Annotated in this window: 22 protein-coding genes; 8 read left to right on the forward strand and 14 right to left on the reverse strand. The window is 67.5% G+C overall.

From position 1 onward, the window contains the following. Window positions 1-56 precede the first annotated feature (56 nt). Window positions 57-719 carry a glutathione S-transferase family protein gene (locus DIE02_RS10045; protein ID WP_124488793.1) on the reverse strand — a complete coding sequence of 221 codons (663 nt, stop codon included), beginning with the start codon at window positions 717-719 and terminating at the stop codon, window positions 57-59. A 333-nt stretch (window positions 720-1,052) separates the two neighbouring features. Between DIE02_RS10045 and DIE02_RS10050 the strand changes: the two genes are divergently transcribed. Beyond that, on the forward strand, window positions 1,053-2,408 hold the full coding sequence (locus DIE02_RS10050) for a polyhydroxyalkanoate depolymerase (RefSeq protein WP_124488794.1): 1,356 nt from the start codon (window positions 1,053-1,055) through the stop codon (window positions 2,406-2,408). A 123-nt stretch (window positions 2,409-2,531) separates the two neighbouring features. Here DIE02_RS10050 and DIE02_RS10055 read toward each other — a convergent pair whose 3' ends face one another. The 7 genes from DIE02_RS10055 to DIE02_RS10080 form a co-directional block, all read right to left on the reverse strand. Next, complete coding sequence (locus DIE02_RS10055) at window positions 2,532-2,999, reverse strand: DUF3761 domain-containing protein (protein WP_044848073.1); 468 nt, start codon at window positions 2,997-2,999, stop codon at window positions 2,532-2,534. 68 nt (window positions 3,000-3,067) lie between these two features. Continuing rightward, entirely contained in the window at window positions 3,068-3,205 is a 138-nt protein-coding gene (locus DIE02_RS35470; protein ID WP_185702614.1) for an HHHH-motif protein, read from the reverse strand. A gap of 294 nt (window positions 3,206-3,499) precedes the next feature. Beyond that, entirely contained in the window at window positions 3,500-3,934 is a 435-nt protein-coding gene (locus DIE02_RS10060) for a cupin domain-containing protein (protein WP_124488795.1), read from the reverse strand. A 70-nt stretch (window positions 3,935-4,004) separates the two neighbouring features. Further along, the gene (locus DIE02_RS10065; protein ID WP_124488796.1) at window positions 4,005-4,772 is read right to left on the reverse strand and encodes an ABC transporter ATP-binding protein; all 768 of its coding nucleotides are present in this window, start codon (window positions 4,770-4,772) and stop codon (window positions 4,005-4,007) included. A gap of 24 nt (window positions 4,773-4,796) precedes the next feature. Continuing rightward, window positions 4,797-5,510, reverse strand: a complete 714-nt coding sequence (locus tag DIE02_RS10070; protein ID WP_124528874.1) for an ABC transporter permease — start codon at window positions 5,508-5,510, stop codon at window positions 4,797-4,799. After that, window positions 5,507-6,196: an ABC transporter permease gene (locus DIE02_RS10075; protein WP_044848077.1), complete on the reverse strand. Its 690-nt coding sequence runs from the start codon at window positions 6,194-6,196 to the stop codon at window positions 5,507-5,509. Before DIE02_RS10075 ends, DIE02_RS10070 begins: the two co-directional genes overlap by 4 nt. Before the next feature lie 155 nt (window positions 6,197-6,351). Further along, a complete protein-coding gene (locus tag DIE02_RS10080; RefSeq protein WP_124488797.1) occupies window positions 6,352-7,125 on the reverse strand; it encodes an ABC transporter substrate-binding protein in 774 nt (257 codons plus the stop codon). 494 nt (window positions 7,126-7,619) lie between these two features. Between DIE02_RS10080 and hutC the strand changes: the two genes are divergently transcribed. Next, window positions 7,620-8,315, forward strand: a complete 696-nt coding sequence (gene hutC / locus DIE02_RS10085; protein WP_044848079.1) for a histidine utilization repressor — start codon at window positions 7,620-7,622, stop codon at window positions 8,313-8,315. Window positions 8,316-8,331: 16 nt separating this feature from the next. Here the strand turns inward: hutC and DIE02_RS10090 are convergent, their stop codons facing one another. Continuing rightward, window positions 8,332-9,573 carry a glycosyltransferase gene (locus DIE02_RS10090; RefSeq protein WP_124528876.1) on the reverse strand — a complete coding sequence of 414 codons (1,242 nt, stop codon included), beginning with the start codon at window positions 9,571-9,573 and terminating at the stop codon, window positions 8,332-8,334. Window positions 9,574-9,668: 95 nt separating this feature from the next. Here DIE02_RS10090 and DIE02_RS10095 point away from each other — a divergent pair, with 95 nt between their 5' ends. Both DIE02_RS10095 and DIE02_RS10100 read left to right on the forward strand, forming a co-directional pair. Beyond that, window positions 9,669-10,289 (forward strand): TetR/AcrR family transcriptional regulator, encoded by a 621-nt coding sequence (locus tag DIE02_RS10095; protein WP_124528878.1) that lies wholly within the window; start codon window positions 9,669-9,671, stop codon window positions 10,287-10,289. A 379-nt stretch (window positions 10,290-10,668) separates the two neighbouring features. Continuing rightward, on the forward strand, window positions 10,669-11,022 hold the full coding sequence (locus DIE02_RS10100) for a hypothetical protein (RefSeq protein ID WP_044848115.1): 354 nt from the start codon (window positions 10,669-10,671) through the stop codon (window positions 11,020-11,022). 51 nt (window positions 11,023-11,073) lie between these two features. Here the strand turns inward: DIE02_RS10100 and DIE02_RS10105 are convergent, their stop codons facing one another. From DIE02_RS10105 to DIE02_RS10120, 4 genes are all read right to left on the reverse strand, one after another. After that, window positions 11,074-11,916: an alpha/beta fold hydrolase gene (locus DIE02_RS10105; RefSeq protein ID WP_124528979.1), complete on the reverse strand. Its 843-nt coding sequence runs from the start codon at window positions 11,914-11,916 to the stop codon at window positions 11,074-11,076. Window positions 11,917-12,039: 123 nt separating this feature from the next. Beyond that, window positions 12,040-12,957, reverse strand: coding sequence for a LysR family transcriptional regulator (locus tag DIE02_RS10110; protein WP_044848082.1), 918 nt, complete (start codon window positions 12,955-12,957; stop codon window positions 12,040-12,042). A gap of 250 nt (window positions 12,958-13,207) precedes the next feature. Further along, window positions 13,208-13,453, reverse strand: coding sequence for a DUF3717 domain-containing protein (locus tag DIE02_RS10115; RefSeq protein WP_044848083.1), 246 nt, complete (start codon window positions 13,451-13,453; stop codon window positions 13,208-13,210). Window positions 13,454-13,814: 361 nt separating this feature from the next. Beyond that, the gene (locus DIE02_RS10120; protein ID WP_124528880.1) at window positions 13,815-15,350 is read right to left on the reverse strand and encodes an amino acid permease; all 1,536 of its coding nucleotides are present in this window, start codon (window positions 15,348-15,350) and stop codon (window positions 13,815-13,817) included. Between the two features lie 518 nt (window positions 15,351-15,868). Here DIE02_RS10120 and DIE02_RS10125 point away from each other — a divergent pair. The 4 genes from DIE02_RS10125 (at window position 15,869) to DIE02_RS10140 (ending at window position 21,016) form a co-directional block, all read left to right on the forward strand. Further along, window positions 15,869-17,401, forward strand: a complete 1,533-nt coding sequence (locus DIE02_RS10125) for a diguanylate cyclase (protein ID WP_409364361.1) — start codon at window positions 15,869-15,871, stop codon at window positions 17,399-17,401. Window positions 17,402-17,555: 154 nt separating this feature from the next. Next, the gene (locus tag DIE02_RS10130) at window positions 17,556-18,626 is read left to right on the forward strand and encodes an FUSC family protein (RefSeq protein WP_124488804.1); all 1,071 of its coding nucleotides are present in this window, start codon (window positions 17,556-17,558) and stop codon (window positions 18,624-18,626) included. A gap of 350 nt (window positions 18,627-18,976) precedes the next feature. After that, a complete protein-coding gene (gene argG / locus DIE02_RS10135) occupies window positions 18,977-20,311 on the forward strand; it encodes an argininosuccinate synthase (protein WP_044848086.1) in 1,335 nt (444 codons plus the stop codon). A gap of 207 nt (window positions 20,312-20,518) precedes the next feature. Then, window positions 20,519-21,016 carry a shikimate kinase gene (locus DIE02_RS10140; protein ID WP_124528882.1) on the forward strand — a complete coding sequence of 166 codons (498 nt, stop codon included), beginning with the start codon at window positions 20,519-20,521 and terminating at the stop codon, window positions 21,014-21,016. A 127-nt stretch (window positions 21,017-21,143) separates the two neighbouring features. On the opposite strand, the gene DIE02_RS10145 is transcribed toward DIE02_RS10140, so the two are convergent. Further along, a complete protein-coding gene (locus tag DIE02_RS10145; protein ID WP_124528884.1) occupies window positions 21,144-22,454 on the reverse strand; it encodes an MFS transporter in 1,311 nt (436 codons plus the stop codon). Window positions 22,455-22,639: the final 185 nt, after the last annotated feature.

Genomic DNA, 22,639 nt, shown 5'->3' on the forward strand with positions numbered 1-22,639 from the left:
TTCGTTTCGATGCACGTGCCGGTCATCCGGTTGAACGCGCGAAGGTGCGTTGCAGGTCAGAACTCCATGTCGAGTTCGTCGATGTCTTCGTGCTCCGCCTTCGCGGCATCGATCCACTCCGCCACGAACGGATGCGCGAGCATGCGCATGCAGTACTCGGCAATATCGGGTTCGAGTTTCACGTCGTACGTCAGGAATCGCGTGACGACCGGCGCGTACATCGCATCGGCGATGCCGATCTGCTCGCCGAACAGCCAGGGGCCGCCATACGCGGCCAGACACGCGCGCCAGATCGTCACGATGCGCTCGATGTCGTGCTGCGCACGCGACCAGATCCGGAAGCCGGGAAAATGCGCACGCAGGTTCATCGGCAGCGCGGAGCGCAGCGCACTGAAACCGGAATGCATCTCGCCGCAGATCGACCGGCAATGCGCACGCGCACGCCGGTCGTCGGGCAGCAGCCGCGCCTGCGGCCGGATTTCGTTCAGGTATTCGGCGATCGCGAGCGTGTCCCATACCGTGCTGCCGTCGTGTGTCAGGCACGGCACGAGAATCGACGGCGACAGCAGCAGCAGTTCCGCGCGCGATGCCGCATCGATCGGCACGCTGATCGTCTCGAACGCGAGGCCGCTCAGCTTCGCGAGCAGCCAGCCACGCATCGACCACGACGAGTAATTGCGGCTGCTGATGGTCAACGTCGTCTGTCCGGTAACGTCCATGTCGCTCCCCTGCTGATTGCCGTTCGTACCCCTGCACCGAAAGCGCGCGCCACGCCGTGCGAAGCGCACCACGCCTGTGCGAAGCATTCGCCGAAGTGGCGCAGCGCGCTGCCCGGCGCAGCGACACATCGAGTACGCCGAGCGTCGTTGGCAACGGCGGCGCATCGCATTCGGTCGTCGGGCCCCACGCGCCGCATGCATCGCCGCATGAGACGCCGCGCGCGTCGCCACGCGTATCGCCGCATTCGCAAACCCCGTGCAACGCGCGTGCCAGCCGCACGCTGGCATACGGCTTGCCTCGCTCGACGTAACGCGACGCAACGAACGACGGCCATGAACCTGCTTGCCTATCCTTTCTACCAATGGTCTGCCGAATGCCTGCGTCCGGCGCGCGCATGGGCGGCCGCCACGCGCGCGACGATGTCGCTGTGGCCGCCCGCCACGTCGACCCCGACGGGCCGCATGGTCGACGCGCTGTGCGAACTGCTCGAATGCTGCGCGTTCTCGCACCGGCGTCCGGCGTTCGGCATCGCGTCGACCGTCGTCGACGGCGAAGTGGTGCCGATCGTCGAGGAAGCCGCGGCGGCCACGCCGTTCGGCACGCTGCTGCATTTCCGCAAGGCGCGGCCGGTGGCGCGCCAGCCTCGCGTGCTGATCGTCGCGCCGATGTCCGGGCATTTCGCGACGCTGCTCCGCGGCACGGTCAGCACGATGCTGGCCGATCACGACGTGTACATCACCGATTGGCACAACCCGCGCGACATCCCGCTCGCGGCGGGCCGCTTCGGCTTCGACGAATACGTCGGGCACGTGATCGATTTCATTCGCCACATCGGCCCGGATGCGCACGTGCTCGCGATCTGCCAGCCGACCGTCGCCGCGCTTTCGGCGGTCGCGCTGATGGCCGCCGCCGGCGATCCCGCCCAACCCGCGAGCCTGACGTTGATGGCGGGGCCGATCGACTGCCGCGTGAATCCGACGAAGGTCAACGCGCTCGCCACGAGCCGGCCGATCGAATGGTTCGCGCGCAACCTGATCAGCGTGGTGCCGGCCGGCTTCGTCGGGGCGCAGCGCTGCGTGTATCCGGGCTTCGTGCAGGTCGGCGCGTTCATGTCGATGAATCCCGACCGCCATGCGGCGTCGTTTTCCGACCTGTACTACGAGCGCGCGAAAGGCGACCCCGCGAAGGCCGACACGCTGCGCCACTTCTACGACGAATACTTCGCGACGGCCGACCTCACCGCGGAGTTCTACCTGGAGACGGTCGAGAAGGTATTCCAGCAATACGCGCTCGCGCGCGGCGAGCTGACGGTCGGCGACCGGCTGGTGGAACCGGCCGCGATCCACCGCACCGCGCTGTTGACGATCGAGGGCGAGAAGGACGACATCTGCGCCGTGGGCCAGACGGTGGCCGCGCAGGAGCTGTGTTCGGGATTGCCGCCGTACCTGAAAACGCACCACGTGCAGACGGGCGCGGGCCATTATGGCGTGTTCAACGGCGGCCGCTGGGAAACGCAGATTTATCCGATCGTGCGCGCGACGATCCACGACAACGAGCCGTACGATCGCACCGCTACGAACGGCAGCGCGAGCGGCGCGCACTACGTGACGCTGCGGGCGTTGCTCGACGCGCGCGCGGCCGGTCGCGACGCGACGGCGGCCGCGGCGCCATCCGATCACGTGCACTGAGCCCGCGCGGGATGGCAACGCTCGGTGCGGCACACCGGCGTTGCGCTCGAATCGCCCCGCCCGGATGGCGGGGCGCGATGCCGGGCAGTGCGCGAGCGGCAACGCTCGCGCGTTCCGCCGGTGTTACGAACAAGCCTTGCCGTGCGACGCGTGGTAGCCCTTCGCCTTCGCATCGGCTTCCGACATGTAGCTGCCGTGCTTCGTCTTGCCGTAGTACTTGTCGGTCGAGCAATGGTAGACCTTCGTGCTGTCGTTGGCCCACACCTTGCCCGCGCCGCCGCCGGGCGCCGCCGCGGCGGTCGTCGCGGGCGCGCTCTTCGCCGGGGCGGCGCCGGATGCGGCGGAAGCGACAGCCGCGCTCGCGGGGGCCGCGGCCGGTGCGCTCGCCGCGGCTGCCGACGCTGCGCCATACCACGTCTTCACGCCCTTGTGGCCGGCGCACGCGCCCTTCTTCGACGCGCCCGAGTAGAACGAGCCGTCCTTGCACAGCCCGGTCGTACCGGCCGGCGCGCTGGCCGGAACCTGTGCGAACGCACCGATCGACACACCCATGCCCGCGACGAGCGCGGCGATCAACATCGTCTTTTTCATGATCCTCTCCTGATTTGCCTGAACGGGAAAAGCGTCCCGACGCTTTGCCGGGAATAACGCGTCGCGGGTCAACGGGCCCAGCGGCACACGCGGTGATGGTGGTGATCGAAATGGCACACGCGGTGCGAATGGGCTTCGGCCAGCGCCGGCACGAGGGTGGCACAGGCGACGGCCGTCACGGTCAGGATCTTCGCGATGCGGGTCATGGACATTCTCCTGGGTAGGCCAGCCGGTGGTCCGGCTGTTACGTCCTTAACGCCGGTCGCCGACGCGCCGTGCACCGCACCTGCATCGAATTGACGATCTTTGACACCGTGTAACGAAACATCACGCGAAGCTGACAAATTGCCGCCTGTTTTTTCGATTTCCTTACGCGGCAAATGCTTCGGATGTCGAATGACCCGTTCGGAACCCGAAGCCCGGACAGGATCCATAAAAAAACCGCCCGAAGGCGGTCTTTCTTGGTCACGCGGATGCCTCGCATCCGATGCGACGGAGGGCTACGCGCCCGCGTCGCCCCACGGCGTCGGCGCCGGCACCGCGCATGGCCCTTCGACGTCGATCGACTTGAAATCGGCCGGCCCGACGATCTCCAGGTACTCCATGTCGGGCGAGTAGTCGAACAGGTAGTGCACGATTCCCGGCGCCTGGTGCACGCAGTCGCCGGCGCTCACCAGCGTCTCGCGATCGCCGTACATGAAGCGCGCCCAGCCCTTCAGCATCATCACGATGTGGAACTCGGCCTCGTGACGGTGCCAGCCGGTGCCCGCCGCCGGTGCATGATTCGCCCTGACGAGTTGCGCGACGACCTTGCCGTTCGTCGCGGCCGCGATGCCGAGATCGCGATACAGGAAGAAGTCGCGCAGGCCTTCGCCTTGATATGCGGTGTCCTGCGGCTTCACGTGGGAAAAAGCGGTAGGGGTCGGCGTGCTCATCGCGGCGCTCCTCGATCGAAAGAGTCGTCCGAAACAAGCATTTAGCGTTCCAGGCTGCGGCGGCCCCCGCTTACTTGAGCCGCCCCGACAGGAACTGCCCGAGCCGCTCGCTCTTCGGGTTGACGAGGATCTCCCGCGGATCGCCCTCTTCCTCGATCTTCCCCTGATGCAGGAAGATCACGTGGTTCGACACGTTGCGCGCGAAACCCATCTCGTGCGTGACGACGACCATCGTGCGGCCTTCCTCGGCGAGCTTCTGCATCACCTTCAGCACTTCGCCCACCAGTTCCGGATCGAGCGCCGACGTCGGCTCGTCGAACAGCATCACTTCGGGCTCCATCGCGAGCGCACGCGCGATCGCGACACGCTGCTGCTGGCCGCCCGACAGGTGCGACGGATACATGCCTTCGACGCGCGGCGCGAGCCCGACCTTCTCCAGATACTTGCGTGCCCGCGCAACGGCCTCTTCCTTGCCGATCCCCAGCACGGCCATCGGTGCCTCGATCACGTTCTCGAGCACCGTCATGTGCGACCACAGGTTGAAGTGCTGGAACACCATCGACAGCTTCGTGCGCATCCGCTGCAGCTGCTTCTGGTCGGCCACGCGCAGCGAGCCGTTACGGTCGCGCGCGGTCTGGATCGGCTCGCTGCCGATCGTGATCTGCCCCGAGCACGGCTGCTCGAGGAAGTTGATGCAGCGCAGGAACGTGCTCTTGCCGGAGCCGCTCGAGCCGATGATGCTGATCACGTCGCCGGCCTTCGCCTTCATCGATACGCCCTTCAACACCTCGTTGTCGCCGAACTTCTTGTGCAGGTTGTCAACGGTGAGCTTGTACATGCTTGGTCCTTCCTTGCGAATGCATTAGTGGCTGCGCGGCGAGAGGTACGCGAGCCAGCGCGTCTCGAGCTTGCGGAACGCCCAGATGAGCGTGAGCACGACGATGGCGTACAGCACGGCGGCGATGCCGTAGGCCTGGAACGACATGTACGTCGCGGAGTTGACGTCGCGCGTGACCTTCAGGATGTCGGGAACGGTCGCGGTGAACGCGAGGGTCGTCGCGTGCAGCATCAGGATCACTTCGTTGCTGTAGCTCGGCAGTGAGCGGCGCAGCGCGGACGGCAGGATGATGCGCGTATAGAGCTTGAAGCGCGACATCCCGTAGGCCATCCCGGCCTCGATCTCGCCGGCCGACGTGGCCTTGATCGCACCCGCGAAGATCTCGGTCGCATACGCGCATTCGTTCAGCACGAACGCGAGCAGCGTGCAGTTCATCGCGTTGCGGAAGAACGTGTCGAGCAGCACGTGGTTGTGCACGACCTGCAGACTGTAGATGCCGGTGTAGCACATCAGCAGCTGCACGTAGAGCGGCGTGCCGCGGAACACGTACGTATAGAGCCACACGGGGCCCGAGATCCAGCGGTTCGACGACGCGCGCGCGATCGCGAGCGGCACGGCGAGCGCGAAGCCGAACGCGATCGACACGACCAGCAGCCACAGCGTGATCGCGAGGCCGCTGAAGCGGTAACCGTCGGTATAGAGATAGCTTTGCCAGTACTGGCTGACGAGTTCGATCACAGTGCAAGCCTCCGGACGCCGACGGAATAACGCTTCTCCAGGTGGTGCAGCACGACGTTCGACACCGTCGTGATCGCGAGGTAGATCGCGCCGGCCGCGAGCGTGAAGAAGAAGAAATCGAGCGTGCTCTTGCCGGCGTCCTGCGACGCCTTCACGACGTCGGCGAGGCCGATGATCGACACCAGCGCGGTGGCCTTCACGAGCACCTGCCAGTTGTTGCCGATGCCCGGCAGCGCGAAGCGCATCATCTGCGGGAACAGGATGCGGTGGAACACGCGCCAGCCGCTCATCCCGTATGCGAAGCCCGCTTCGAGCTGGCCGCGCGGCACCGCGAGGAATGCGCCGCGGAACGTCTCGGTGAAGTACGCGCCGTAGATGAAGCCGAGCGTCACGACGCCGGCCACGAACGGGTCGATGTCGATCTGGTCCCAGCCGAGCAGGTCGGTCGCGTCGTTCAGCAGGATCTGGATCCCGTAGAACAGCAGCAGCATCAGCACGAGATCGGGTACCGCGCGGATCAGCGTCGTATAGAACGTGCCGACCGACTTGAGCACGCGGTTGGTCGAGAGTTTCGCTGCCGCGCCCGCGAGGCCCAGTATCAGCGACGCGGCAAGCGACAGCACCGCGAGCTTCACGGTCTCGACCGTGCCGGCCCACAACAGCGGGCCAAATCCTTGGAAGATCATATAAGGGATCCAGAACGATGTGGCTGGATTGTCAATAGCCATTAACCGCGCATCAAACGAGTTCTGCGCACTACCTGATGCCGTCTGCTCATCAAGCCAGAGGCATCACGCGAAGCGGGCGGCGCGCGCCACGGCCGGTGCGCGCCGCGAAGGCGTCAGCCGCCGTACACGTCGAATGCGAAGTACTTCTTCTCGAGCTTCTTGTAGGTGCCGTCCTTGATCATGTCGGCGATCGCATGGTCGATCTTCGCCTTCAGGTCGGCGTCGTCCTTGCGCAGGCCGATGCCGGCGCCGTTGCCGAGCGTCTTCGGATCGTCGATGTCCTTGCCGGCGAATTCGAAGTTCGCGCCACGCGGTGTCTTCAGGAAGCCGATATCGGCCTGCACCGCGTCCTGCAGCGCGGCGTCGAGGCGGCCGGACATCAGGTCCTGGTACACGCCGTCCTGGTTCTGGTAAGGCACGACCTGCACGCCCTTCGGCGCCCAGTAGGCCTTCGCGTAGGTTTCCTGGATCGTGCCCTGCTCGACGCCGACCGACTTGCCCTTCAGCGATTCGGCCGTCGGCTGCAGGTTCGCGCCCTTCTTCGCGACGAGGCGCGTCGGCGTGTTGAACAGCTTGTCGGAGAACGCGATCTGCTCGGCACGCGCCGGCGTCATCGACATCGACGACAGCACGCCGTCGAACTTCTTCGCCTTCAGCGCCGGGATCATCCCGTCGAAGTCGTTCTCGATCCACACGCACTTCGCCTTCAGGCGCGCGCAGATCTCGTTGCCGAGATCGACGTCGAAGCCGACGACCTTGCCGCTTGCATCCTTCGATTCGAACGGCGGATAGCTGGCGTCGACGCCGAACCGGATCGTCGACCAATCCTTGGCGTGGGCACCGACCGCGAGGCAGGCAAGGGCAATACTGAGCGCGAGTTTCTTCATGGCGTTCCTGTCATAGGCGAACTGGGCACGGGTCCCGTCGGGCGTCGCCGCCGCGAACCCTTCCAACCGGGAGGTCATCCGTCAGACGACTCTCCAAGTTGTACATACAACTTTGCCTTTTTCAGGTCACTGCCAGCAATCCGTGTTTATCTCTAATTGTCGGCGGATTGTTTACCTGAGCGAATTTTCCTTATATTTCAATTCGCTACACCTTACATGAAGCTGAACCCCTTGTTTCGGTGCGGATTCGGCACATCGTCGCCGCGCATGCATTTGTCTATACTTTTCGTTTGCCGCGCTCGCCGGCGCGGCGGCGGCGCTCCGTACGGCCCCTGCGGGCCCTTGGCCCGCGCGCCGGATGCGGGTCGGAATAACCCGAATCCCGGGCCCACAGTCGGGCCCGCGCGGCGTCGAACCCGGTACACTCCGCCCGGACACCGCACGAAGGCCCGCGCGCGACGGCACGCGGCCGCCGTCTCTCGAACAGCAATGCAATGACCACACCGATCTATCAGGAAATCAAGGACTTCATCCTCGCGCGCATTCATGCGGGCGAGTGGGCGGAAGGCGACCAGGTGCCGTCGGAAAACGAGCTCGCGCGCGAATTCAACGTCGCGCGGATGACGGTCAACCGCGCGCTGCGCGAACTGACGGCCGAGCAGGTGCTCACGCGCACGCGCGGCTCGGGCACGTATGTCGCGTCGCCGAAATACGAATCGACGCTGGTGGCGATCCGCAGCATCTCGGACGAAGTCGCCGCGCGCGGCCATGGGTATCGCGCGCAGGTGCTGGAGGTCGGCGCGGCCATCGCCGACGCGAAGCTCGCCGACGAGCTGCGGCTCGACGCCGGCAGCCCGATCTTCCACTCACGCGTGCTGCACTTCGAGAACGACACGCCGGTGCAACTCGAGGAACGCTGGGTCAATCCCGCCTGCGCGCCCGAATACGCACTGCAGGACTTCACGACGACGACGCCGAACCAGTACCTCACGCGCGTCGCGCCGCTGCAGCGGGTCGAATACCGGATCGAGGCCGCGATGCCCGATGCGCAAACGCGCCGCCACCTGACGATGGACGAACGCGAGCCCTGCCTGCTGCTGCATCGGCGCACATGGTCGCAGGGGATGGTCGCGTCGGTGGCCAATCTGTGGCACCCGGGCAGCCGCTACCGGTTCACCGGGCATTTCTGACGCGGCGCCGGCGCGTTCACCGCATGCCGGGCCGCCCCCAGCGCTCGATCGCGGCGACCGCCCGCCGCACGCCGTCCTCCCGTGCGATCCGCGCACCGAGTCCGGCGGCGCGCGCCTGCGTGTCGGCACGCGCCGCGAACGCGATCGCGCGTGCGAGCGCGGCGGCGTCCACGCGCCGGCCCGCCACCGGCGCATCGGCCACACCGAGCCGATGCAGCCGGTTCGCCCAGAAGAACTGATCGCCCGCGAACGGCACGACGACCGACGGAATGCCCGCCCGCGCGGCCGAATGCGTGGTACCCGATCCGCCGTGGTGGATCGCCATCGATACATGCGGAAACAACCGGTCGTGCGGCGTCTCGCCGATCACGCACACGCGCGCCGGCAGCATCGACGCATCGATGCCGCTCCAGCCCGGGTGGAACAGCGCGCGCCGGCCGTCGAGCGCCTGCAGCAGCGCGCCGACCATCGCGGCGCGATCGAACCCGGCCATGCTGCCGAAGCCGATGTACACGGGCGGCTCGCCCGCGCCGAGAAAGGTCGCCAGCGCCGGCGGCGGCGTCCACGCCGGCGCGTCGGCGTGCCACTGACCGCAGGCCTGCACGTGTGACGGCCAGTCGGCCGGATCGGACAGCAGCACGGGCGACACGCCGTACAGCATCGGATGATCGGTCCAGACGTGCCGGCGCGCCGGCAGGCCGCACACGCTGGCGCGCGCTGCATTGGTCGCGTTCCTGAACGCGTGCCACAGCAGCGCGTTCACGAGCCGGTGGCTCGCGCGATTCAGCCAGCGCGGCACCTTGCCGGGCGGCAGGAACGGCGACGCGAATGCCGCGGTCGGCGTGATCGGAATCATCCCCGTGCCGATCGCCGGCACGCCGCGATACTCGGCGACCGACAGCCCGACGAACGACGCCAGCCCCGACACCAGGATCGCATCGCAACCGGCCGACGCGGCCGCGACTTCGCGCATCCATGCCGCCGTGTTCGCATTCGCGATCGCCGCGAGCGCCTTCGACGTGTCGTTGAAGCCGCCGCGCCCGCGCACCGCGTCCGACAACGCGCCATCCGGCGCGATCGCCGCGCGGATATCGCCGGACAACGGCGCGCACGGCACCCCGAGCGCGGCGGCCGAACCGAGCGTCGCGGCGTCGGCCAGCAACCGGACCTCGTGGCCCGCATCCAGCAGCGCACGGCCGAGCGCCGCGAGCGGACGCGTGTCGCCTTCGGTGCCGTAAGTGACGATGACGAGCTTCATGCGTGAACTCCCCCTGCACGATGCAGGCAAGTGGATTCATAAAAATGCACGTCGTATACTAATGCAATTCGTGCACTTTCATTCGATACCGAACCATGCCGACGACGACCGACGATCCGGGCCGCCGCGCACGCAAGCGCATCCAGATGCTCGCGCATCTCGCCGACACCGGCGCCCGCCTGTTCGATGTGCATGGCTACGATGCCGTGACGATGGAGCAGATCGCCGCGCAGGCCGATGTCGCGAAACGAACGCTGTACAACCACTTTCCGACGAAGGAAGCCGTGCTCGCGCACTGGCTCGAAGGCGAACTCGCGCGCGACCTCGCGCACCTGCAGCGCGACGTCGCACGACGGAAGACCTTCGCGTCGCGGATCGCCTGCGTGCTCGACGCGTCGGCCGCGTGGTGCGAGCAGCACCCGGTGTACCTGCTCGCCTACCTGCGGCATCGGTTCCTGAGCATCGGCGTGACGGAAGCGGAAAGCGGGAAGGACGACGGCAGCGACATCGCGCTCGTGTGGCAGCAGCTGATCGCGGCCGGACAGCAGGCGGGCGAACTGGACCCGGCGCTGGCGGCCGACCAGCTCGCCACGTGGTTCCATCATCTGTATCTCGCGGCGATGCTGCGCTGGCTGACCGTGCCGGAGTTGTCGCTGAAGCGGGAATTCCGGTCGGTCGCGAAGCTGTTCGTCGAAGGCGCGCAAGCGAAAGGCTGAGCGGCCGCCCAAGCGACGCTCGGGCAGGAAGGTGCGCGCGCATCGAACGTGCACGGCGCGCCGACGCAATTCACGCGCACGCCGGGCGCGCTGCGCGCTGGCCTGCGATCTGGAACACCATCCGGAATCGCTGCTGCCCGGCAACGCGGGCGACACGCAACCGGCCGACGCGTCGCGCTCCGCGAGCGAAAACCGCTGAACGCTTCGCGCGATGCGCCGGGATTTTTACAACGCATGCACGCACGGGATGCCAAATCTTCCGCGCAGCAGTATGCTGATGTCGTACGGCCCCGCACGATGCCTCGGGCAATCCCTTAGTCCGCACGTCGTCGCGCCGCCGTCGCGACCGCAATCATGCGTTTGCAAGGAGGGCTTCGTGATGGCTACCATGCATCAGCACTTCCACCTCGAACTACGGCACGCCACGGCGCCGACGTATTTCATCAGCTACCTGTTTCCCGCCTTGCTGTTCGTCTACGAACTGCTGCGCGTCGGCCAATGGATCCGCGATCACGGGATGCAATTCGCCGCGTTCAAGCAGATGGGTTACGAGTACCTGCTGATGCTGCTGTTCGTCGGGCTGCAGATCGTCGTCGAGGCGATCTTCCTGCTCGGCGCCGCGATGCGCCGCGACAATCGCGACTTCGAACACCGGTTGCCGAACGTGGTCCTCGGCATCGGCTGCTCGATCGCGATTCTCGCGCTCGATCTCGCGATCCAGCTGTCGTTCTGAGCGCCGGCGGGCTCGGCCCGCCGGTCGCATCGCGCGCCTGCGCCCGGCCGTTCAGGCGAGCGCGCCGCGCAGGAACGTCGCCACGGCCGCGAGTACGTCGCCGGTCCGCTCGCGATGCGGCATGTGTCCGCATCCGTCGAGCAGCAGGAACGACGACGGCCCCGCGACGCGCGCGGCGATCCGCTTCGGATGCACGTCCGACCCGTATTCGTCCTGCTCGCCGTGAATCGCGAGCGTCGCGCAGCGCACGCGCGGCAGCGCGTCGTCGAGACTCCAGTCGCGAAACGCCGGCGACAGCCACGTGCCGACCCACGCACGCAGCACCCATTCGGCCTTGTCGCCGTGATAGCGCACGAGCCGCTCGAGCTGGCCCGGCGCGTCGAACTGCTGCCCCGCCTCGCGAATGCCGTCGAGCGTGCGCTCCTCGACGAACGCCTGCGCGGCGACCGTCACCAGCGCGCGGCAACGCGCGGGATACGCGGCCGCGCATCCGACCGCCATGCCGCCGCCGACGCTGTGCCCGAACACCACGAACGCATCGATGCCGAACCGTTCGAGCAGCGCGCGAAAGCCCTGATCGGCCTCGTCGCGCACGAACGTCGTGCCGAGCTGTCCCGGATGGCGGTCGGACCGGCCGAAGCCGAGCCGGTCGTATGCGATCACGTCGCGTTGCGTGGCGCGCGCGAGTTGCGCGGGGAAGTCGCGCCAAAGTTCGACACAGCCGAGTGAATCGTGCAGCAGCACGATCGGCGCGGCCGGCATAGGCGCGGCCTGCATAGGCGCGGCCGGCCCGGTCGCGGCCGTCGCCTGCGCGGGCGCACCGCGCCAGCGTTTCGCGAAGAGACGCCCTTGCGGCGTCTCGACCCAGGTCTCCTCGGTCACGATTTCAGTCATGTGCATGTCATCGTCTGCATGAAGGCTGCATGAAGGCGGCCGCACGCGGGCGGACCGCAGAATGCCGACGATGGTGGCCGGCCGACGCGCGCGGCGTCAAGCAAGCCCCCACCGCCCGCGCGCTCATTCGGGCTGCGGCGGCAGATACTCCATCTGCGACTCGTCGTACAGCCGGTAGATCAGCGCCTGCATCGCGCGGATGTCCTCCGATTCGTCGAGCATCCGCATGCTCATGATGATCGGCGACACGAGTTTCGGATCGTCGAGCGGCTTGTAGCTGATGTCGTCGCGCTTCAGCCCGTACACGCTGTGCGGCACGACCGACACGCCCTCGCCCATCGCGACGAGCCCGAGCGCGATCTGCAGTTCGCGCGTCTCGTAGATCTTGCGCGGCTGCAGCGCGCGATCGTGGAATGCCGCGAGCACCTGGTCCGCATAGCTCGGCCGCGGCGCCTTCGGGAAGATGATCAGCGTGTCGTTCACGAGATCGTGCAGCGACAGCACGGGTTTCGCGCCGTCGAGCACGTGACCGACCGGCAGCGCGACGATCATCCGCTCCTCGCGCAGCACGACGCGCCGCACGCTCGGGTCCTCGTGACGGATGCGCCCGAACCCGACGTCGATGCGCCCTTCCTTCAGCGCCTTGATCTGGTCCATCGTCGACATCTCGTGCAGGCTCAGCTCGACGGCCGGATACTCGCTGCGAAAGCGCCGGATGATCTTCGGCAGCATCCCGTACAGCGTCGAGCCGACGAAGCCGACCGACATGCTGCGCTCGATCTTGCCGACCCGCTTCGTCATCGATTCGAGCTCGGTGGTCTGCGCGAGCAGCTGCACCGCGTGCGAATAGAAGAACCGCCCCGCGTCGGTCAGCTTCAGCGGCCGCGCGTTGCGCTCGAACAGCGGCACGCCGAGCGCGTCCTCGAGCTGCTGGATCTGCCGGCTGAGCGGCGGCTGCGCGATGTGCAGGCGCTCGGCCGCGCGCGTGAAATTCCGCTCCTCGGCAACCGCGACGAAGTAGCGGAGGTGTCTCAACTCCATGTTCGAACCCTCCCGGACAGGCCACGGACGTTCATTCGGCCCCGCGCACACACGTGCCGCGCCGGTCGTCCCGTGAGCGCCTGCTCCCGATGCCATGACGATACCTCAGCCCGCGCCGATACCGGCGCGAGCCGCGCCGCGCCCGCCCTCGCGGGCGGCGCACCGCGCTAAGCCGCAAAGCAAAACGGGAAGCCGCCAGGCTTCCCGTTGCTTCATCGACGCCGCGTCGCGGCAGCGTCCCGACCGCGCGTCATGCCTCGGTCGCGTACAGCGCATCGCGCTGCGCGTCGCTCAGCGAGTCGAGCGGCACGTCCGGCAGCCGATAGCAGATCATCGTGCCGTACAGCTCGGCCAGGCAGTTGCTGCCGGCGTCGAGCGCGTAGCCGTCCTCGCCGTCCGGCGCCGGCGGATACACTTCGCGCCACGCGTTGATCGCGGCTTCGATTCGCACGATGGAAACGGGTCCGGCCTTCCGCTCGGCGGGTGATGCGCTCATGGATTCCTCTGGATTGCGCGCTCCGCGGGCCGGGCCGGCCGCGGCGGAACGATGGAAACGCCGGGCGCCGCCGGCCGCCGCAACAGGCGCGCGCCGGATGCCCGATCCGCGCCGCGCTCGTCGCGCCGGCCGGGCCGTGGCCCGGTAGGGTCGGGAAATATAACCGGCTTTGACCCCGTGCAGCGCAAAGCCGACAAAAAAAGCGGGTTCGGCGGCGGCTGGAACGGTATCGGGAACGACGCACGCGTCGGCTGCCGACGTCGGCGGCACACCGCGTCGCCCGGACGTCCCAACGAAAAACGGGAAGCCCGCGGGCTTCCCGTTTTCATCGCGCACCACGCGGCCGGTGGCCGCACCGGCATCAGCCGACGGTTTCGCGGTTCTCCACGCGCTGCAGCTGCGCGCTGCGGTTCGCGGCCGCCCACGGCGCGATCTCCATGTCCTCGTAGCGCACGAAGCGGCTCTTGTTCAGGAGCCGGTAGCCGAGCCACACGACGAGGAACAGCGGAATGCCGACGTAGGTCGCGGCCACGCCCGCCCAGTCGATCCGGTTCGCGAGAAACGCCTGGTAGTCCTGGCCGAGCGCGATCACGAGACACAGCACGAACGCGAACAGCGGGCCGAACGGAAACCACTTCGACTGGTACGGCAGCTGGTCGACCGCGTAGCCCTGCTTCACGTAGCCCTTGCGGAACCGGTAGTGGCTGATCGCGATGCCGAGCCACGCGATGAAACCCGTCATCCCCGACGTGTTCAGCAGCCACAGGTACACCGTCTTGTCGCCGTACAGCGACGTGAAGAAGCACAGCGCGCCGACGGCGGTCGTCGCGTACAGCGCGTTGCGCGGCACGCCGCCCGGCGACAGCTTCGCGAACAGCTTCGGCGCGCGGCCCTCGACCGCGAGGTTGTAGAGCATCCGGGTCGACGCGTACATGCCCGAGTTGCCGGCCGACAGCACGGCCGTCAGGATCACCGCGTTCATCACGCCGGCCGCGAACGCGAGGCCCGCGTGGCGGAACACGAGCGTAAACGGGCTCACGCCGACGTCGGTCACGTCGCTCTTCAGCAGGCTCGGGTCGGTGTACGGAATCAGCACGCCGATCACGAAGATCGCGAACACGTAGAAGAGCAGGATGCGCCAGAAGATCTGGCTGACCGCGCGCGGGATCGTCGTGCGCGGGTTCTCCGATTCGCCGGCCGCGACGCCGATCAGCTCGGTGCCCTGGAACGAGAAGCCTGCGATCATCGCGACGCCCATCAGCGCCGGCAGGCCGCCCGCGAACGGCGCATCGCCGATCGTCAGGTTGCCCCAGCCGTTGCCCGGCGCACCCTTCAGAATGCCGAAGATCATCAGCAGGCCGACGCCGATGAACGCGACCACGGTGACGACCTTGATCAGCGCGAACCAGTATTCGGCTTCCCCGAAGCCGCGCACGGTGAGCGCGTTGAGCAGGAACATCACGCCGAGGAAAGCGGCGCTCCACCAGACGCCCGGCACGTCCGGGAACCAGTAGTGCATCACGAGCTGCGCGGCGACCAGCTCGACCGCGATCGTCACGGCCCAGTTGTACCAGTAGTTCCAGCCGAGCGCGAAGCCGAAGCCTTCGTCGACGTATTTCGCGCCGTAGGTCGCGAACGAGCCCGACACCGGCATGAACGCGGCCATTTCGCCGAGGCTCGTCATCAGGAAATAGACCATCAGGCCGATCAGCATGTACGCGACCATCGCGCCGCCGGGGCCGGCCTGCGAGATCGACGCGCCGGACGCGACGAACAGGCCCGTGCCGATCGAGCCGCCGATGGCGATCATCGTCAGATGGCGCGCCTTCAGCGCGCGATGAAGCTTGGGTGGGTTCGCGGACGAACCGGGTTGGTCGGAATTCGGGATTGCGGACATAAACGAGACGAACGTTGAGCGGGCCGGCATCCGGGGCCGGCGCATGCGGGATCGGGGCGCGTCGCGCCGCCTGCTGCGATGCATTCGATGCGGCCCCGATACGCGTTGCGCGCCGGGCGCCAGCGGCGAAGCGCGGATTCTACCTGATTCGCCGCGGGGACCGCTCGGGTCCGGACGCTCCGGCGCCGCATGCCGACGCGGGGTGATCCGCGACAGCGCACCTCCCCGCCCGATACGCAATCGCGCCGGCGCAATAGCCCGATCCTGTATTAAAACGACAAAATCGATCGATATGCCCTAATAATCAGACAAAATACCGGCCACCCATAATCGCGATTCAAATCGAAACGAACACCCGGCTCAAGGTAATGATGCGTAATCGTTCCGAATCGGATTGGCGCATGCATGTTTTGCATCGAGCGGCGAATTTCGGGAATTCGCGAGATAATGCCGACTAATGCGAATTAATCAGAGCGCGGAATCGTCGACGACGCACATATCCGCCGCCTGCCCCGAGGATGATGCCACCCACGCCGCTCGCTACGCTGCGCCGTCATACCGCGACGGCCGTGGCACGCATACTGTCGCCCCGCGGCGTGCTCGTCGCCGGCGTCGTGCTGCTGCTGTTCAGCTGGGGACTCTCGACGTCGCTTTTAATCGAGGCACGCCACGACGCGTATGACCATGCGGTCGAAAATGCGCGCAACCTGATGCTGCTGATCGAGCGCGATATTTCCCGCAATATCGAACTGTATGATCTTTCGCTGCAAAACGTCGTCGACGGGCTCGCCGATCCGGAACTGACGGCATTGCCGCCGCGCCAGCGTCACCGGCTGCTGTTCGACCGCGCCGCGACCGGCGCGTATCTCGGCGCCATTTTCGTAATGGATCCGCACGGCAATATCGTGATCGATTCGGCCGCATCGCCGCCGCGACAAGGCAATTTCGCCGACCGCGAGTATTTCACCGTGCATCGCGACGGGCGCGCGCAGGGCCTCTACATCAGCCGGCCCTATGCGTCCCGGCTGCGCGGCGGCGCGCTGACGATCGCGCTCAGCCGCCGGATCACGCTGGCCGACGGCCGCTTCGGCGGAATCGTCGTCGGCACGCTCAACATCGGCTACTTCCGCGCGCTGCTCGACGGGCTCGCGGTCGGCCAGCACGGCAGCGCGGCGATCGTCGAGGACAACGGCGCGCTCGTCTCGCGCCTGCCGTACGATCCGCGCGTGGTCGGCCTCGACCTCCACCACTCCCCGCTCTTCATCAAGGCGCAGCGCAGCAGCGAAGGCGTGCTGACGGGCGTCGGCGCGATCGACGACGTGCGGCGCATCTACGTCTACAAGCATCTCGCGCATCTGCCGCTGATCGTCGACGTCGCGCCCGCCGAGATCGACATCTACGCGCCGTGGCGCCATCGCGCGATCTGGACCGCCGTGCTGATGGGCCTGTTTACCGTGTTCATCCTGGGGGGCTCGCTCGCGCTGTCGCGCGAACTCGAGCGCCGGCAGGTCACCAAGTTGAATCTGTACCGGCTCGCGCATACCGATTCGCTGACCGGGCTCGACAACCGCGGCACGTTCGATGCCGTGCTCGCGAAGGAGGCGCAGCGCGCGTCGCGCAGCGGCCGGCCGCTGTCGGTGCTGTTCGTCGACGTCGATCATTTCAAGGCGTTCAACGACTACTACGGCCACCTCGCCGGCGACGACGTGCTGCGCCGCGTCGCGCAATCCGCGTCGCGCTGCCTGCGCCGCGACAGCGACCACGTCGCGCGCTACGGCGGCGAGGAATTCGTCGTCACGCTGCCCGACACCGACGCGCAGGGCGCGGCGACCGTCGCCGAAGCGATCCGCCGTGCGATCGCCGGGCTCGACATCGCGCACGTCCGCAGCCCGTACGGGCACGTGACGGCGAGCATCGGCGCGGCGACCAGCGCCAGCGGGCGCGTCAACGCCGCGACGCTGCTGCGGCAGGCCGACGCGGCGCTGTACCACGCGAAGTCCGGCGGCCGCAATCGCGTGTCGAACGCCGAGGCGAATACGGCCGACGCGTGACGCGGCGGCCGGCGGCACCCGCGCCGCGCCGCGCCGTCGTGGACAGCCCGCGCGCGTTCGGCTAGCGTTACGTCAACCGCGCGTGCGGCGCGGCGCCGGCCCGCCCGCGCCGCACGCGCATTCCGGCCATCCCGCCGGCCACCCCCGCTCCGTCATGACCGCCCAGTTCCCTGCCCGATTCCCGCCGCTCCTGCGCCACGCGCTCCGTCCCCTGCTGGACCCGTACCGCCGCTACCGGCACGCGAAGCTGATCCATGCGGCGCGCGTCGCGCTCGCGATTCTCGTGTCGATCGCCTTGTCCACCGGCCTGCGCGTGCCGCACGGCGAATGGTCGACGATCACCGTGCTGATCGTCGTCGGCGGACTGCAGCACCACGGCAACATCCGCAAGAAGGCGGCCGAGCGCGCGCTCGGCACGTCGATCGGCGCGCTCGCGGGGCTGGGGCTGATCCTGCTCTACTCCGTCCTGCACGCGCCGCTCGCGATCTACCTGCTGATGGCGATCGCGTGCGGGCTCTGCGCGTATCACGCGATCGGCAAGGCCGGCTACATCGCGCTGCTGTCGGCGATCACGATGGTGATCGTCGCCGGGCACGGCGACAACGAGATCGTCGACGGCCTGTGGCGCGCGGTGAACGTGCTGACCGGCATCGCGATCGCGCTGGCGTTCTCGTTCGCGCTGCCGCTCTATGCGACCTACTCGTGGCGCTACAAGCTCGCCGACGCGCTGCGCGCGTGCGCGGCCGTGCATGCGCGGCTCGCGGGCGACCGCCACGTGAGCGACGACGCACACCTGAAGGAAATGGCCGCGCTGAGCGCGCTGCTGGTGCAGCTGCGCTCGCTGATGCCGTCGGTGTCGAAGGAATGCGACATCCCGGTCACGCAGCTCGAGGCGATCCAGCGCGGCCTGCGCCTGTGCATCGGCTATCTGGAGATCCTGTCGAGCACGGTGCCGGCCCGCGACGACCTCGCCGCGCGCGAATACATGCGCACCGAGATGAAGGCGATGAACCGGCGCATCCGCGACACGCTCGTCGGCGCGAGCCGCGCGCTCAAGTTCGGCACGCCGAGCCGGCTCGCACCGCGCCGCCGGCCGGCCGAGCCGCCGCACGACGCCCCGCCGGCGCAGTTGTCGGGCTACGTGTCGATCACGGCCAAGCTGGCCGGCGAAGTGGATCAGTTGCGCGAGAAACTGCTCGATACCGCCCAGGCGTGGAATATCTGAACCTGGAGCCTTGCCGATTCGAAGGCCGACGGACGCCGGGCGCCCCAGGACATCTTTCATTAGCCTTTCATAAAGGTGGCCCGGCATCCCGAGCGCGGATGCCGCACCGGCCGACCGATCTGGCCCCGCCAATCGGGCGTGCGCGCCGGCGCGCCTTCGCCAGTTTCGACCGCCGTCCGAGGCCGTTTCACGCCGGATTCTCCGGCCGGTTAACCGCCCGTCAGGCCCGTCGCGACAGGCCCGAAGACGTATTGGCGCGAAAATCAGGTCTTGCCCCAACTTCCCGGACAGCCGATACTCGCATATTCCGCGAAATACGATCCCACCGGCTTCAATCCACGGTAATTCCTATGAGCACGATTCTCGAAAGCCTCCCGACCGGCCAGAAGGTCGGTATCGCCTTCTCCGGCGGCCTGGACACCAGCGCCGCGCTGCACTGGATGAAACTGAAGGGCGCCGTCCCGTACGCATACACGGCGAACCTCGGCCAGCCCGACGAAGACGATTACGACGCGATCCCGAAACGCGCGATCGAATACGGCGCAGCCGGCGCCCGCCTGATCGACTGCCGCGCGCAGCTCGTCGCCGAAGGCATCGCCGCGCTGCAAAGCGGCGCGTTCCACATCACGACCGCGGGCGTCACGTACTTCAACACGACGCCGATCGGCCGCGCCGTGACGGGCACGATGCTCGTCGCCGCGATGAAGGAAGACGGCGTCAACATCTGGGGCGACGGCAGCACGTACAAGGGCAACGACATCGAGCGTTTCTACCGCTACGGCCTGCTCGTGAACCCGGACCTGAAGATCTACAAGCCGTGGCTCGACCAGACGTTCATCGACGAACTCGGCGGCCGCGCCGAAATGTCCGAATTCATGAACCAGGCCGGCTTCGCCTACAAGATGTCGGCCGAGAAGGCGTATTCGACCGACTCGAACCTGCTCGGCGCGACGCACGAAGCGAAGGACCTCGAAAGCCTCGAAAGCGGCATCAAGATCGTGAACCCGATCATGGGCGTCGCGTTCTGGCGCGACGACGTGAAGATCGCCGCCGAGGAAGTGACGGTGCGCTTCGAAGCCGGCCAGCCGGTCGCGCTGAACGGCGTCGAGTTCAAGGATCAGGTCGAGCTGCTGCTGGAAGCGAACCGCATCGGCGGCCGCCACGGCCTCGGCATGAGCGACCAGATCGAGAACCGCATCATCGAGGCGAAGAGCCGCGGCATCTATGAAGCCCCGGGCCTCGCGCTGCTGTACATCGCATACGAGCGTCTCGTCACCGGCATCCATAACGAAGACACGATCGAGCAGTACCGCGAGAACGGCCGCCGTCTCGGCCGCCTGCTGTACCAGGGCCGCTGGTTCGACCCGCAGGCGATCATGCTGCGCGAAACGGCGCAGCGCTGGGTCGCGCGCGCGATCACCGGCGAAGTGAAGATCGAACTGCGCCGCGGCAACGACTACTCGATCCTGAGCACGAAGTCGCCGAACCTCACGTATCAGCCGGAACGCCTGTCGATGGAGAAGGTGGCGTCGACGTTCTCGCCGCGCGACCGGATCGGCCAGCTGACGATGCGCAACCTCGACATCACCGATACGCGCGACAAGCTGCGCGTGTATTCGCAAGTCGGCCTGCTGACGCCGGGTGAAGCGTCGGCGCTGCCGCAGATCAAGGGCGACGACAAGTAAGTCGCTTCGTTCGACGCCGGGGCGCGTAGCCGATACGCGCTCCGGCCGGGCAGGCCGCATGTGCATCGGTGCACGCGCGGCCTGCTGCTTCTTCCTCCGCTTCTTTCCCTTCCTGCTCTACTCGCGCCACCGCGTCACGCGCAAACGGCGCTGCAAGGCTACGGCAATCGTGGCAAGCTGCCAGTCGTCCGATTTCCGGCCCGGCTCATGACTTCCCTCACCGTCATCCACCTGAACGGCCCGATCAACAGCGGCAAGACGACGATCGGTCGCGCACTCGCGCAGCGGCTGCCCGATGCGCGCTTCATCGACGGCGACGATCACGACGCGCCCGACGACACCCCGTTCGACGTGCAGTGGGCGATCGCGCTGGCGCGCCTCGTCAAAGAGATCGCGCAGGCACGCGAACGTCATCTGGTGATCGCCTATCCGATCGGCGACGCGGAATTCGACCGGCTGCGCGCAGCCTGCGACGCACGCGACGCGCGCCTGTTCGTCGTGACACTCGCGCCGCCGGAAGCGATCGCGGCGTCGGATCGCGGCACGCGCGCGCTGACGGACTGGGAGCGGAAACGTATCGCCGAGATGTATCGCGAAGGGTATGCGGCGCGCGCGTTCAGCGATTGCTTCGTCGACACGTCGAAAGCGTCTGCCGATGCGTGTGCGCGGGAGATCGCACGAAGCGTGCAGTCGCCGAACGTGTAGCGGGGAAACCGGCGCGCGCGACGGGCGGAAGTCGCGTCACACCGCGTAGTGGGCAAAGGCCTCGCGCACGCGAGCGCCGGCACCCTCCACACAGTCGCCACGTCCGGCAACACGCGCTGCCTGCAATTCAATGATGATGCCGCACCCCCGCCACGACCTGCTCGCGCGCCCCCTTGCGGCTCAGCATGAGCGTGACGACCGCCGACACCGCGAGCGTGCCCGCCACCACGTACAGCCCGGCCGCATAGCCGCCCGTCACGTTCTTCAGCCAGCCGATCGCGAACGGCCCGACGAAGCCGCCGAGGTTGCCGATCGAGTTGATCATCGCGATCCCCGCGGCCGCGCCGGCGCCGGACAGGAATGCGCTCGGCATCGCCCACAGCGGCGCCTTCGCGGCGCTGATCCCGATGTTGACGACGACCAGCGCGAGCACGGTCAAGAGCGCGGTGCTCGCCTGCCCCGCGAACACGAAGCCGATGCAGGCCAGCACGCACGGCATCACCACGTGCCACGTGCGTTCGCCGGTGCGATCCGAATGCCGTGCCCAGCCGATCATCGCGACGACCGCGGCGATGCTCGGGATGCCGGTCAGCAGGCCCGTCTGCCACGCGGTGAAGCCGAACTGCCTGACCATCAGAGGCGCCCAGAGGCCGAGCGTATAGAGCCCCGCCGACGTGCCGAAGTAGATCAGCGCGAGCGCCAGCACGCGCGGGTCGCGCAGCGCCTGCCACGCGCCGGCCGTGTGCCCGGCATGCGCGTGCCGCGCGTCGGCCTCGGACTTCAGCTTCGCGACCAGCCAGTCGCGCTCGTCCGGCTGCAGCCACGCGGCCTTCGACGGCGCATCGGTCAGGCACGTCAGCACGACGAAGCCGAGCAGGACCGCGGGCAGCGCCTCGACGATGTACAGCATCTGCCAGTCGGCGAGCCCGAACAGCGGCGGCATCTGCATGATCGCGCCCGACAGCGGCGAGCCGATCGCGGTCGAGATCGGCGCGGCCGCCATGAACCACGCGGCCGCCACCGCGCGCTGCTTCGCGGGAAACCACAGGCTCAGGTACAGGATGATGCCGGGGAAGAAGCCGGCTTCCGCGATGCCGAGCAGGAAGCGCAACACGTAGAAGCTCGTCGGCCCGGCTGCGAACGCGGACACCGCCGACACGATGCCCCACGTGATCATCACGCGCGCGATCCAGATGCGTGCGCCGACGCGATGGAGAATCAGGTTGCTCGGCACTTCGAACAGAAAGTAGCCGATGAAGAACAGGCCGCCGCCGAGTCCGAACGCGGTCGGCGACAGGCCGATCGCCTTGTTCATCGTCATCGCCGCGAAGCCGACGTTGACGCGATCGAGAAAGCTGACGAAGTAAAGCAGCATCACGAACGGAATGATGCGCCACATCAGTTTCCGCGCGACGCGGGTTTCCAGATCCGCTTGCATGTGTCTCCTCCTTCGAGGTCGAGTCGCGCGCTGTCCGCGCGGGCTCGGTGGGTACCGCCGGCATCACGACGAAGCGTGCGCGCCGGCGCCCGGCTCGCGTCGAATGCGCGAGTCGCGGGCAAAAAATCCGGGGGGCGGCGAACGGAAGGCGACCGGCTGCGCGTGCGGCCGTCGCCGTCCTCGTC

The organism is Burkholderia sp. Bp8991 (genome assembly GCF_003853795.1).
Lineage (GTDB): Bacteria > Pseudomonadota > Gammaproteobacteria > Burkholderiales > Burkholderiaceae > Burkholderia.